The sequence below is a fragment of the Agreia sp. Leaf283 genome, from assembly GCF_001422485.1.
Taxonomy (GTDB): Bacteria; Actinomycetota; Actinomycetes; order Actinomycetales; family Microbacteriaceae; genus Agreia.
In genome coordinates, this window is the sequence record NZ_LMNF01000004.1 from 273,517 (window position 1) to 285,628 (window position 12,112).

Annotated in this window: 14 protein-coding genes; 4 read left to right on the forward strand and 10 right to left on the reverse strand. The window is 65.9% G+C overall.

Features of this window, described 5'->3' with window-relative positions; all coding sequences use genetic code 11:
• Positions 1 to 33 precede the first annotated feature (33 nt).
• Genes ASF51_RS17455 through ASF51_RS17465 form a run of 3 tightly spaced genes read left to right on the forward strand, consistent with a single transcriptional unit; the run spans position 34 to position 1,857 of the window.
• Positions 34 to 717, forward strand: a complete 684-nt coding sequence (locus ASF51_RS17455; protein ID WP_055932974.1) for a hypothetical protein — start codon at positions 34 to 36, stop codon at positions 715 to 717.
• Positions 714 to 1,307 (forward strand): hypothetical protein, encoded by a 594-nt coding sequence (locus ASF51_RS17460; protein WP_055932977.1) that lies wholly within the window; start codon positions 714 to 716, stop codon positions 1,305 to 1,307. Before ASF51_RS17455 ends, ASF51_RS17460 begins: the two co-directional genes overlap by 4 nt.
• Before the next feature lie 28 nt (positions 1,308 to 1,335).
• On the forward strand, positions 1,336 to 1,857 hold the full coding sequence (locus ASF51_RS17465; RefSeq protein ID WP_055932980.1) for a putative immunity protein: 522 nt from the start codon (positions 1,336 to 1,338) through the stop codon (positions 1,855 to 1,857).
• Positions 1,858 to 1,891: 34 nt separating this feature from the next.
• On the opposite strand, the gene ASF51_RS17470 is transcribed toward ASF51_RS17465, so the two are convergent.
• From ASF51_RS17470 to ASF51_RS17505, 8 genes are all read right to left on the reverse strand, one after another.
• A complete protein-coding gene (locus ASF51_RS17470; protein ID WP_082480548.1) occupies positions 1,892 to 2,344 on the reverse strand; it encodes a BLUF domain-containing protein in 453 nt (150 codons plus the stop codon).
• Between the two features lie 73 nt (positions 2,345 to 2,417).
• Positions 2,418 to 3,839 (reverse strand): glycoside hydrolase family 32 protein, encoded by a 1,422-nt coding sequence (locus ASF51_RS17475; RefSeq protein ID WP_055932986.1) that lies wholly within the window; start codon positions 3,837 to 3,839, stop codon positions 2,418 to 2,420.
• Positions 3,840 to 3,844: 5 nt separating this feature from the next.
• On the reverse strand, positions 3,845 to 4,855 hold the full coding sequence (locus ASF51_RS17480) for a LacI family DNA-binding transcriptional regulator (protein ID WP_055932989.1): 1,011 nt from the start codon (positions 4,853 to 4,855) through the stop codon (positions 3,845 to 3,847).
• Between the two features lie 28 nt (positions 4,856 to 4,883).
• Positions 4,884 to 5,780 (reverse strand): carbohydrate ABC transporter permease, encoded by an 897-nt coding sequence (locus tag ASF51_RS17485; protein WP_055932992.1) that lies wholly within the window; start codon positions 5,778 to 5,780, stop codon positions 4,884 to 4,886.
• The gene (locus tag ASF51_RS17490; RefSeq protein WP_055932995.1) at positions 5,777 to 6,658 is read right to left on the reverse strand and encodes a carbohydrate ABC transporter permease; all 882 of its coding nucleotides are present in this window, start codon (positions 6,656 to 6,658) and stop codon (positions 5,777 to 5,779) included. The genes ASF51_RS17485 and ASF51_RS17490 overlap by 4 nt, the downstream gene beginning before the upstream one ends.
• A gap of 61 nt (positions 6,659 to 6,719) precedes the next feature.
• On the reverse strand, positions 6,720 to 8,072 hold the full coding sequence (locus tag ASF51_RS17495; protein WP_055932999.1) for an ABC transporter substrate-binding protein: 1,353 nt from the start codon (positions 8,070 to 8,072) through the stop codon (positions 6,720 to 6,722).
• A gap of 55 nt (positions 8,073 to 8,127) precedes the next feature.
• Positions 8,128 to 9,567 carry a glycoside hydrolase family 32 protein gene (locus ASF51_RS17500; RefSeq protein WP_055933002.1) on the reverse strand — a complete coding sequence of 480 codons (1,440 nt, stop codon included), beginning with the start codon at positions 9,565 to 9,567 and terminating at the stop codon, positions 8,128 to 8,130.
• Positions 9,568 to 9,794: 227 nt separating this feature from the next.
• Positions 9,795 to 10,655 carry an alpha/beta fold hydrolase gene (locus ASF51_RS17505; protein WP_055933005.1) on the reverse strand — a complete coding sequence of 287 codons (861 nt, stop codon included), beginning with the start codon at positions 10,653 to 10,655 and terminating at the stop codon, positions 9,795 to 9,797.
• Positions 10,656 to 10,707: 52 nt separating this feature from the next.
• On the opposite strand from ASF51_RS17505, the gene ASF51_RS17510 reads away from it, so the two are divergent.
• Positions 10,708 to 11,241 (forward strand): CGNR zinc finger domain-containing protein, encoded by a 534-nt coding sequence (locus tag ASF51_RS17510; protein WP_235497305.1) that lies wholly within the window; start codon positions 10,708 to 10,710, stop codon positions 11,239 to 11,241.
• Positions 11,242 to 11,310: 69 nt separating this feature from the next.
• On the opposite strand, the gene ASF51_RS17515 is transcribed toward ASF51_RS17510, so the two are convergent.
• Positions 11,311 to 11,565, reverse strand: coding sequence for a hypothetical protein (locus ASF51_RS17515; protein WP_055933011.1), 255 nt, complete (start codon positions 11,563 to 11,565; stop codon positions 11,311 to 11,313).
• 48 nt (positions 11,566 to 11,613) lie between these two features.
• Entirely contained in the window at positions 11,614 to 12,006 is a 393-nt protein-coding gene (locus ASF51_RS17520; protein ID WP_157412210.1) for a hypothetical protein, read from the reverse strand.
• Positions 12,007 to 12,112: the final 106 nt, after the last annotated feature.

Here is a 12,112-nt window from a genome sequence, read left to right on the forward strand (position 1 = left end):
CGCAGATCGTGGCCTGTCTGGCGGGGGAGCTCGATGACTCAGTGGCGGTGGCGTTACGCCCTCTGGTATCTGCTCGCGCTGCCAGCCATATGGCCGCTGGCCGCCTTCGCGAGCTGGGCGGCAGAGAACTTCTCCCACAGCGCCACTCCGCCCGATTTTCCGTTCGAGGTGGACCTTCTCCTGGGTGCACTCGTGGTCGTGCCCCTGGTGATGGGGCTGTACATCTCTGAAGTGCGAGCCGCTCGGCGCTTCGCAGCGATACGCGCACAGTTCCCTCGGGCCGTCGTGATGGAGTTCGGGGTCTCCAAAGAACTTCGCGCTTCGTTGCAGCAGGCGCTGGGTCGACGACTCGCCGGCCTCGTCGTCGCGTCCATGGTCGTGGTCATCTCCGAAACGGCCATCGGCCTGCACCGCCGAGCCGACCCCACGAGGCCCGAGCTCGTTCTGCGCTGGGGCTCGATCGGACGGGTCGCCGTCGTGCGCAAACGACGCGCCCTCGCGCTCGTGGTCGAGATCCTCCGCCCGAACGACGCGACGGGCGAATCCCTGATCCTCGACCTGCCCATGCCGCTCCTCCACTCGCCGAGCCTGCGGGCCTACGAGAGCCAGCGGCCCGTTCTCGAATCGGCTCTCGACGGCGTCGAGTCGTGGCGCGAGCATCGCTTCGTGGCCGGCGAGTCCGGCGAGTCGAGCGAGGCCAGCGAGGCCACCCCGTGACCACCCTCCCGCCGTTCCCCCGCGCAGGCCGCAAGAAGCCCTTCCCTGTCTGGGGAATCTGGCTCATCTTCGGCATCATGCTGCTGCCCGGCATCATCACCCTCTACGTTCTCGGCCTCGCCAAAGACACCGCGGCGAGCGGCGTCGACTTCCAACGCGACGCGGTGGGCCGCAGCGTCGTTCTCACCGGAACGCTCTCCGAGGTCGACACCACATCCGGCCTCCCCAAGACCACCGCCTACTACGAGGTCGCGGTTCCGGATGCCGACGGCGGCCCCGACACGACCGTCACCTTCACCGGCGGCGAGCAGTGGGGCTTCCCGCCCTCGTCCGACTACCCGGCCGAGCAGTCGTTTCTGGTCGTGACCGACGACCCGCCGCGGTCGGTGAAGCATGGCCCGGTAGGCAGCATCCAGCCCGTCACCGAGAAGACGGTGCAGGATGCCGAGAACGGCCTCTCGGTCGCGCGGGCCGCGTGGGTGGTCGGCATCGTCGTGTTCTGGATGCTGGCGCTGGGTCTGCCCGCGCTCGTCGTCACGCTCTCTGTGCGCAAGCGCCGCGGGCGCAGGGCCGCTGTGCCTCGGGTCTAGGCGTGCCAGTTCTGCGTAGGGTGCTTGCATGACGTCTCCGCAGTCGCTCAGTGAAGCAGATCGTCGACTCGTGGCCGCCTGGGCGGCAGACTGCGCCGAGAGGGTGCTGCACCTCTTCGAGGCAGAGGCGCCTGATGACGACCGCGCATGGGATGCGATCGCCCGGGCCAGGGCGTTCGCCGACGGTCAGCTGGATGCCGCGGGCGAGATCCGTCGCCGTTTCGTCGCCAACCGCGCGGCTCAGGTGGTGAGCTCACCCGCGGCGAAGGCTGCCGCGTGGGCCGCCGGGCAGGCGTCGGGCGTCGCTCATATGGGGGCGCACGCATTGGGGGCGGCGGCCTACGCGGCGAAGGCCGCAGAGCTGGATGCGCCCGGCGTCGGCGGCTCGGCCGAGATCGCCTGGCAACTCGAGCGCCTCACCGAGCCGGCCCGCGAAGCCCTGAGGCTCCTGCCACCGCTCGGCACTGACTCCTCGGGACCGCTCGGCGCGGGACTCTTGGCATCCGGAGCCCTCGGCGCGAACATCCGACTGCTTCAGGCTGGTCTTTGACATCCGGCTTAGGCGCGGAACGCGCCGACCGGAGTCACATCGCGGGTGTGGGCCTGGCCTCGAACCAGTGCACGAGCTCGCGCACCGCGGCGGTCGTCGCGTTGACGTCGTTGGTCTCGTCGGAGAGGTCGTCGAACGCCTTGCGGTAGCCCGGAACCTGATCTTCGTCGGCGCTGCTCAGCTGCTGGAAGCTCATGGTCCAGTCGGGAAACTGGCGTCGATCGACGGATTCCTTGAGCAGAACACGCACGTTGCGGTGTCCCGAGTCTCCGGAGATCTTCGTCATGAGCTCTTCGATCTGATGCTGCGGGCCTTCGAGCACCTGCAGAAACCGGTCGTGACGCGAGAGCAGCATGCCGGTGACGCCGGCGCGGGCGTTGTTGTGTCGGCTGACCGTGAGCAGAGCGGCGAGGTCGGAATCGGTGAAGGCAGTGGTGGCGGTGCTGGAATAGACGACGGACAGCACCGGATGACGCGAGGGACTCATTAGACAGATGTTACCGAGCAGAAAACCACCCCTAGCGGGAGTTGACTTTTACTCGAACAGGCTCTCGCCCGCGTCACGGCAGCGGAGAGACGGCGATCGTGCCGCTTCCGGCGTCGGCCGAGACTGTGAGCAGATCCGCTTCGCCCACCGGGAAGACGAGGTCGGTGAAGGTGACGGCTCCGTCGTCGGCGAAGATCTCCACGATGCACTCGTCGACAATGACACTCATCGCCAGTCGACCGTGACGGAGGGGCACCGTGGCCTGGTTCACCGAGGCGAAGTCGGGGTGAAGGTCGACGATTCCCGACCGCCGTCGATCGAGTGAGAGACGGCCGGTTCGAGCGTAGTAGGCGATGACCACCCCGCCTCGGGAGCCCGCCAGCACCTCGAGCCGCAGCGTCGAATCCGGTTCGGGCCGCCAATCGACGGCCAGAGCGTAGCGGCGGCCCGCGACCGTCGTCGACGGCATCGCCGCGACGATCGGCAGTTCGCGCACGCCCGCGCCGGCCCGCGGCGCCTCCAGGCGCGGCGGAAGTGTCTGGACCAGAGCGAATCCGTCGGGCGTGGTGACCAGCCCGAGTTCGCGAGGCGACGACATCACACCGCGCCACTCGCCCGTGGGTGTCTCGGCTGCGTATTGCCAGTTGCCCGCCCAGCCCAGGGCGATGCGGCGGTTCTGCGGCGCATCCGAGAAGGTGACGGCCGCGTAGAAGTCCCGGCCGTGATCGACCGGGCGCCAGGATCCGGCCGGATCCACCTCGAAGGTGTGGCCGTCGAACGAGCCCACGAGGTAGCTCATCGAGGAGTCGACGAGGTCGCCGACACGATTGGTGCTGAGGAGAAACACCCACCTGATCCGCTCCGAGTCTCCGTCGACGGGCAGGGGGAACAGGTCGGGGCACTCCCACACGACGCCGTCCGGTCCGAAGGGCCCGATCGTCGACTCGAAGGTCCAGTCGCGCAGGTCGTGCGAGCTGTAGACGACCACCTGGCGAAGGGTCGCCTCGACGGCGACCATGATCCACGTCTGCGCGCCAGACGACGCCGTGAAGCTGAAGACCTTCGGATCGCGGAACTCCCGCGAACCACGATCGAGCACGGGGTTCGCGCCGTACTTCTCCCACTGATAGCCCCCGTCGATGCTGTACGCGAGCGACTGGGCCTGGTGTCCGTCGGGCGAGACGCTGGTGTAGACGGCCACGAGCGGGGGAGACTCGAGCGAGCCGAAGCGAGAGCTGTTGCCATGATCGACGACCACTGAACCCGAGTAGATCTGCTCGCTCGGCGTGCACGCGATCGCCACGGGCAGTTCGCTCCAGTTCACGAGGTCGGGGCTGACGGCATGACCCCAGCTCATGTTTCCCCAGTCGGCGCCGAACGGGTTGTACTGGTAGAAGAGGTGGTAGACCCCCTGATGGTAGACGAGTCCGTTGGGGTCGTTCATCCAGTTGCGAGCGGGCGTGTAGTGACGGTGCGGCCGGTAGTCGGTGCTCATGCGGCCTAGATCGACGAGCGGGGCACGGCCGGGCAGGAGATGAGCAGCGGCTCGCCATCCGGTGCGGCCTGCAGGCCGAGGAGGACTCGAACGCCTGCCGCGCCGATCTCGTAGTGCGGAAGAGCGACGGTCGACAGCGGTGGCCGCAGATGGGCAGCGATGACCTCCTGGTTGTCGAAGCCCACGACCGCGATGTCCTGCGGGATCGACAGGCCGAGCTCTCGCAGGCCGTCGTAGAGTCCCATCGCGACGCGGTCGTTGTGGCAGAAGACGGCGCTCACGCCGAGCTCCCGGATGCGCTCCGCGGCAGCGTATCCGCCTTCCTGCTGCGGCTGGGCGCGGATGACCAGGTCGGGATCGAACTCGACTCCCGCATCGTGAAGCGCCTGCCGGTACCCCTGCAGGCGGCCGGATTGCGCCGGTGACGGGGTCGTCGTGTTCACGAAGGCGATGCGGGTGTGGCCCGCGTCGAGCAGGAGCCGGGTGGCGGTTCTGCCGCCCTGTCGCTCGTCTGGAACGACGGCCGGCGCGGGAGTCTTCTCGTCGAAGCAGTCCACCAGCACGTACTCGGTCTCGTGCAGGGTTTTGGGCGCGACGACCGACCGGTGGTACCACGTGGAGTAGAGGATGCCGCGAACCTTGTGCTCGAGCATCATCGAGATGGCGGCCTCTTCGGCGGCGAGGTCGCCCTCGGTGTTGGCGACGAGCAGAACGTAGCCGTGCTTCCACGCTTCATCTTGGGCACCATGGATGATCTGACCGGCGAAGGGGGTGGTCGCGATCGCATCGGCTACGAGCCCGATGAAGTTCGAGCTGCCGCTCGACAGGTTCTTCGCCAGGGCGTTCGGACGGTAACCCAGCTCTCGCACCGCCTCGAGAACGCGTTGCCGTGCCCCCGGACCGATCCGGGCGCCCTTCTTGTCGTTCACGACGTGGGACACCGTGGCGATCGAGACCCCGGCCGCGTCGGCCACCTGGCGCATGGTCACCGGCTGGCCGGATCGGTCTGCGCTCATCGGTTCATTCGTTTCGGACACGTGACGATCATCCCTTAGTGGCGCCGCTTGCGAGGCTGTAGGTCATGGCTTTGTTCAGCACCAGGAATACGAGCAGGAGGGGAGTGATGCTGACGCAGACGGCGGCGAAGGTCGCCGTCCAGTCGACCTTGCCCATGGCGCCGATGTAGTTCTGCAGTCCGAGGGGGATCGTCTTCAGGTCGTCGGTCAGCACGAAGGTGTTGGCGAAGATGAAGTCGTTCCAGATGAAGATGCTGTTGACCATCGCCACCGTCACCATCGTGTTCACCGAGAGGGGCAGCGTGATCTGCCCGAAGATGCGATACGGGCCCGCTCCATCCAGCGACGCGGCCTCGTAGATCTCGCCGGGGATGTACTCGTAGAACGACGAGAACAGGTAGATGGAGGTCGGCAGCGCGAAGCCCGCGAGCGGAATGATGATCGACTGGTAGGTGTCGAGCAGGTTGACCGCCGCGTAGTCGACGAAGAGCGGCACGAGCGCGACCTGCACGGGCACGATGATGCCGATGAGAAAGAGGGCCCGCACGAGCTTGCTGAATCTAAAGCCCAGAACCTGGAGTGCGTAGGCGCCCATCATGCCGAGGAACACGATGACGACGATCGACCCGACCGTGACGATGAACGAGTTGAGGATGTTCAGCCCGAGGTTGCCGGTGGCGAACGCCCGCGCGTAGTTGTCGAATGTGACCTCTGTCGGCAGGGCGAAGGGATTGCCTCCCGCGAAATCCTGCTCGGTGCGCACGCTGGTGATGAACAGCCACGCGAGCGGGTAGACCTGCACGATCACGATCAGCGCCACGATGACGCCGGTGATCGTGCGCCGGATGTCCATGGGTCGCCGTCTCGGGGTCGGCCGCCGGCCGGGTCGGGTGGTGTCGGTGGGGCGGGATGCCGTGAGCGTCATGCGTCGGCCTTACGTCGGAGGAGAAGGAAGATGAGACCCACGGCCGCGAGACATTCGACCACCACGAACACCGAGATAGCGCTCGCGTAGCCGTAGTTCGTGCTCGTGAAGGCCGTCTTGTACATGTAGGTCGTCAGAAGCTCTGACGACTGCCCCGGCCCGCCGTTGGTGAGCAGGTAGGGGATGTCGAAGCCTCGCAGCGCGTTGGTCGTGGCAATGATGGTCGTCGTGATCCACACGGGCCGGATGTAGGGAAAGCGGATGCGCCAGAACGTCTGCCACCACGACGCACCATCGAGCTTGGCCGCCTCCTCGAGCTCCGTCGGCACCGCGAGGAGGGCGGCGTAGATGATGAGCATGTAGAGGCCGGTGAAGCGCCACCCCTCGGGCACCGAGACCGCGACCAGCACCGTGCTCACGTCGGACAGCCAGGCCTGCTGCAGGTTTCCGAGCCCGACGAACTCGAGGACCTGGTTGATCAGACCCTCGGGATCGAGTGAGTAGATGCGCTGGAACAGGAAGGCGATGGCCACCGTCGAGATCACCGCGGGCAGGATGTAGAGCGTCTTCACGACCTCGCGGCCGCGCCGCAGGAGGGTGAGGAGGCTCGCCACGATCAGCGCCCCGCCGAGCTGCAGAACCAGGCAGATGACCACGTAGCCGAGCGTGTTCCGGAACGCGATCCAGAAGACGGTGTCGCCCGTGAACATGCGCACGTAGTTGTCGAGACCGACGAACAGCATGGGGCTGATGCCGTCCCAGTCGAAGAAGCTCAGGAACAGCGACTGGAAGATCGGCAGCAGCACCGCGATGCCGTACAGGGCGAGCGGCGGAAGCAGGAAGACCAGCACGGAGAGGCGTGATCGTTGGGGAAGCATTGCGTCCCCTTCCTGTGGGGCCCGAAGGCCCCACATCGGGCGTTGATGAGGTGGGTGTCGCTTACTTGAAGGCCTTGGGCCCGTTCTCGGCGATGACTCCGTCCATCGTGGTGATGAACTCGTCGGGGTCGACCTCGCCCTGCAGTAGCAGGGTCAGCTCTTGCTGCAGCCGAGTGTTCGACGTCGGGTCGAGCTGCGTGTCCCACGGCATGGCGGTCTGCTCGCCGACGTCGTTGGCCTGGTCGACGGCGCGCTGGTAGAGCGGGGTCGCGTTCGCAGGAATCGTGGTCTCCACGTTCGTGGTGGGAGACAGTGCGCCTGTCGCGGCATAGACCTCGGGGTAGCGCTTCAGGGCGAAGGAGAGGAAGTCCCTGACGAGCGGGTCGTAAGTCTTCGTGTTCACGGCCATGCCGATTCCGGATGGCGACACGTACTCGTTCTCCGCCGTCACCGAATCCGCGGTGACGGGAAGGGTGAAGTAGTCGATGTCGTCGCGCACGGAGGGATCGAGCGCATCGGTGGCGAGGCTGTTCAGCTCCCAGGTTCCGATGTTGTAGACCGCAGCCTTGCCCGAGGTGAACGAGGCCTGCGCGTCGGAGTAGCCGGTCGACGAGAAGCCGTCCTGGAAGCATCCGGCCGACCCGAGGTCGCTGAGCCACTGCACGGCCTGCTCGCCGGTCGCGTCGCTGAGCTTCGCGTCGCCCTTCTTGAGCTGCTGCACGTAGTCGGGGCCCGCAGTGCGGAAGGGGTAGTAGGCCATGTACCGCTCGAGCGGCCACTGGTCCTGCCCGTCCAGCGCGATCGGCGTGATGCCGGCATCGCGCAGCTTGGTGCACATCGCCGGGATGTCGTCGAGGGTCTTCGGGATCTCGACGCCGGCCTGCTCGAAGAGCGCCTTGTTGTACCAGAAGAACTCGAGCTGGAACTCGAACGGAACCATGTAGAGCGAGCCGTCGTCGAATCGCTGATAGTTCAGCGCCGCCGGACGGTAGTCGTCGTACACTCCCAGGTCTTTCAGGAGCGCGTCGGCGTCCATCATCTTGCCCTGCTTGGCGAGCTTCTGCGCGAACGGGGTGGCGTCCGTGTCGAAGAGCTCGGGTAGCTTGTTCGCCGCGGCCAGGGTCTCGTACTTCTGGATGTACGACGGCCGGTCGGGCGTGGTGATCAGGTTGAGGGCGAATCCGGGGTGGTCTGCCGCGTATTCGTCGGCGATCTGCTCCATGGCTGTGATGACCCCGCCGTCTGCGGGCCGTGACAGCAGCCACGAGATCTCCCGCGGCGTGATCTCGCCATCCGGATCGACGTTGGTGGGGTCGGTGTTGCCCGAGCCGCCGCCGGCCGAGCAGCCGCTGAGCAGCAGGCCGAACGCAGCCACGGTGGCTGCGATCGTGAGTCGTGTGCGTGTCGTTCTCATGTGTTCTATCTCCGTTGATCGAAAGGGTGGATGTGTGCTGGGTGGTGATGAAGGGTCAGGAAGAGTGGGCAGACAGCTCGAACCGTCGCACGGTGACGGATCCCTCGCCGACGAAGACTCCGATGCCCCCGTCTGTGCGGTCGTAGATCCTGGTGCTGAGCGTCGTGCGACCGTCGAGGTTCACGACGCAGATGTCGTTCTGCACGATCACCTCGAGGCGGTGGATGCCTGCGGCGAGATCGCAGGCACGTTCGAGTTCGACCATGAACGGCTCGTCGCCCGAGATCTCCCACTGCCCGTCTCCGGTGCGGCGGCGGGGCCAGCGGTCGAAGACCATGCGATTGCGCTTGGGTTCGAGCCGCACGACGTACGACGAATCCCCGTCAGCGCTGGAGCGCAGGAGAAGACCGCATTCGGTCGTGCCCGCTTCGATGTCGAGGTCGACGACGGCGTAGTAGGAGGCCGGGACGTCGTCATGCGAGATCGATGCCTCGTATCCGTCGGGCGCTGAGAGCACGAAGGGTTCGCCGTCGACGGCGCCGGGCAGGGTAACGGGGAGCGCTTCGCTGAAGCTCTCTCGTGTCTCCGTTGCGAAACCGAAGTCCAGCGTGCCGTCGGCCCGCTGCGTCGCCTCGAGGGTCGACAGGGTGCCCGCCCACTGCCAGGCTCCGTCGTCGCGAGAGCCCTCTTTACTGGCAATCCAGCCGAAGAAGAAGCGCCGACCGTCTCGGGTCGCCGTTTTCGAGGCGTAGTAGGCGCGGCCGTCGATGCTGTCGAACTCGGGAACGATCCACGGACCGGCGAGGTCTCTCGCCATGCGGTACCGCGTCGTGAAGTTCTCTGAGAACTCGGAGTAGACCATGTACCACCACTCGCCCCACTTGAAGACGTCGGGGCACTCGTGGGCGATGTAGCGCCGCGGATCCCAGAGGGGTTCGACCGGCTGCCAGGTCGTCAGGTCGGTCGACACGCACTGGGCGATCACCCCGCGGCGACGCTCGGGACCGTCGGTGTGTCGGGCGGCGATGAGCATGCGCCAGAACCCGGCGTCGTCGTCGTAGAAGACGAAGGGATCGCGCCAGTCGCCTGATTCGTAGCCTTGCGGGGCACCGAAGGTGTGCTCGGGGTGCTTCGTCCACGTGGCCATGTCGTCGGTGCTCGTGGCGTGCATGACCAGCTGGAGCGGCAGACCGTCGGCGCCGAGGTGCTGCGGGTTCTGCCCGGTGTAGAACAGGTGGTTCGTCGACCCGTCGCGCACGATGCTTCCGGTATACACGTTGAAGTCGGCGTCGGTTTTTGATCCGTGCTCGAAGGCCAGGCCCTTGTCTTCGTAGTCGACGAGGTTGCGGGTCGAGACCAGGTGCCATGGCGTGCCCGGTTTCGGGTCGCACCGCTCCTCGTAAAGATAGAAGAGTCTGAACTCGCCGTCATGCTCGAGGGGGATGATGTCTCCCACCCACGCGTTGCGGGGCTGAAAGAAGATCTGCTGGGGCATCGTCGTTGAGTCCTTTGGTTAATCGCTTGATCACACCCTAGACGCGCCTGCGCGATGTGATCAAGCGGTTAAGCAAATTAACCAAATTAAGCAGATCGGTGGCTTGGCCGTTCGGCACAACGGGAGGAGATACGCGAAACCGACGCTCTATTCGCGTCGGCTGCGCGGATCTCCTCCCGTTTGCCTCTGGCATCGCGCCGGTGGTCGGAGGAACACGGCAATCCTGGTCAGAACGCCCCGCGCCATTCCCTGATCGCTGTCACGACGTCATCGAGGTGGGATTCGAGGAGGAAGTGCCCGCCGTCGACGAGCTCGATCCGGGCGTCCGTCGCATCCCGCCGGAACGCCTCGGCGCCGGCGGCGGCGAAGATCTCGTCGTTGGCGCCCCAGATGGCGAGCACGGGTACTCGTGACTCGCGCAGCCAGCGGTGAACGTCGGAGTAGAGGGCGCGATTGTTCGCGTAGTCCCGAAAAAGCGCCAGCTGGATCGCGTCCTGCCCCGGTCGAGAGAGCAGCGCGAGGTCGTGCTCCCATGCGTCGGGATCGATGGTGGTGGGGTCGGGTGCCCCGTGGGTGTACTGCCATTCGACGGCTTCGCGGCCCAAGGCGGGCCGGAGCGCGTCTCGAGTGTCCTCCGAGCGCTCGAGCGCATCGGCCCAGATCGGGTCCCAGAAGTCTGAGACGAAGCCTTCTTCGTAGGCGTTGCCGTTCTGGGTGATGACGCCTTCGATCGCGCCGGGGTCGTTGAGCGCGAGTCGCCAGCCGATCGGCGCGCCGTAGTCCTGCACATAGATGGAGTAGCGGTCGACGCCCAGGGAGCCGAGGAACTTCTGCGTGATATCGGCGAGCGCGTTGAAGGTGTAGTCGAAGGCGTCGACGGATGGCATGGCCGATCGGCCGAATCCGATGTGGTCGGGTGCGATGACGTGATACCGGTCGGCCAGGGCCGGGATGAGGTGCCGGAACATGTGCGAGCTCGTGGGGTATCCGTGCAGCAGGACGATCACGGGCGAGCTGCTGTCACCCGCCTCTCGCCAGAAGACATCGAGCCCGTCGATGGAGGTGGTGCGGTGATGAACGGTGACCATTACTAACCCTTTAATCTCGTTTAAGTAGTTAGTCGTACGGTAGCCTGTACATGTGGAATTCGCAAAGGAAGCCGGAATGCCGGCCGTGAATGACGAGGACTTGCTCCTCGCCCTGCTCAATAGCGCGCCGATCGAGGCCGGACGCATGACCGATCAGCTGGCATCCGACGTCGGCTCCGACCTCGCCCTCCGCCTGGGCGGTACCGGCTCAGATGCTGAGGCGGCCCGCCTTCGCGCGACCCGATCCGCGCTCCACGTGATCGTGCGCGGCTCCGTCGGAGTGCGCGAGGCGACACGCGAATTATCTGCAATCCTCGATTCCACTGTGCTCGAACCCCGAGTCACGAACCGCGGGGTCGACTGGGAGGTTCAGGCTCCGGCCGACGATCGGCTTGCTGCTCGGGTCGTACTCGCGTGGTCCTCCGTCGAGAAGCAGTTCCCCGGCAGGCTGCGGCCGTGCGCGAACTCCGAATGCAACCTCTTTCTCCTCGATCACAGCAGGCCGGGAACCGCGAAGTGGTGCTCGATGGCGGCATGCGGCAATCGCATGAAGGCCCGCTCGTACGCGAGCCGCGCACGAGGCTGAATCGTGATCAGGCGCCGGCCCAACGGGCCGGTTGCTATGCGGCCGCCGAGCCCGTGCTCGGTACCGGCGTCACGTCCAGGACTGCAGCCCGGTCAATCGAGCCACGGCGACCATGACCAGAACGCTCCCGATGAAGACGGCAACGGCGCCGGTCAACGCCGTTCTATCCGGCGTGGAACGGCGTGCCGTTGAGATGCCCATTAGGCCAAAGCCCATGAGTTGCTCGGCGAAGAACCGGGCGATGGGCTTACGGAAGACGATCAGTAGAACCCCCGCCGCGAAGCCAACGATGCCCGCGATCAGCATCTGGACCGTTTCGGACATCTGGTCTCGACTTCCTGGCGACTGCTCGGTGAGGTATTCGGCTCGATCCTACTTTTCGTACACGTCGAACTGGGTCACGGTCGGAGCCCCCAACTTGCCGTCCGTCGTCCTCAACTCGCAGATCCAGTCTCGAGACACGGGGCGACTGCTCGCCGCAACCAGGGCCGATGTTCCGCTCACCCAGTACATACCGAATTCCGCACCGTCGCGCGGTGCACGCACAACGATGTCGGTGGCTACCGCATTGATTGCGCGCACATCGGGGAGGTCAGTGAACGACAATGTGTTCCGTGCGCAGAGCACGACGGCATCCTCGTGCGGACCCTCGTAGACGATTCGATCGGCAGGGTCGAGATCGAATGTGTCCGCGCACCCGGCGGGTCCCACGGCCACTCCCATGAGCAGCGTGATCGCAGCCCCCACCCGAACTCGTCTGGCCATCGGATGTCCAATCGGTAGTCAGCGGGTTGAGGTAATGCTGACGTGGCCCGAACCTGCCCGTCAAGAGATCAGGTGTCCACTGCGCGGAACGGGCGCAACCCTCGAG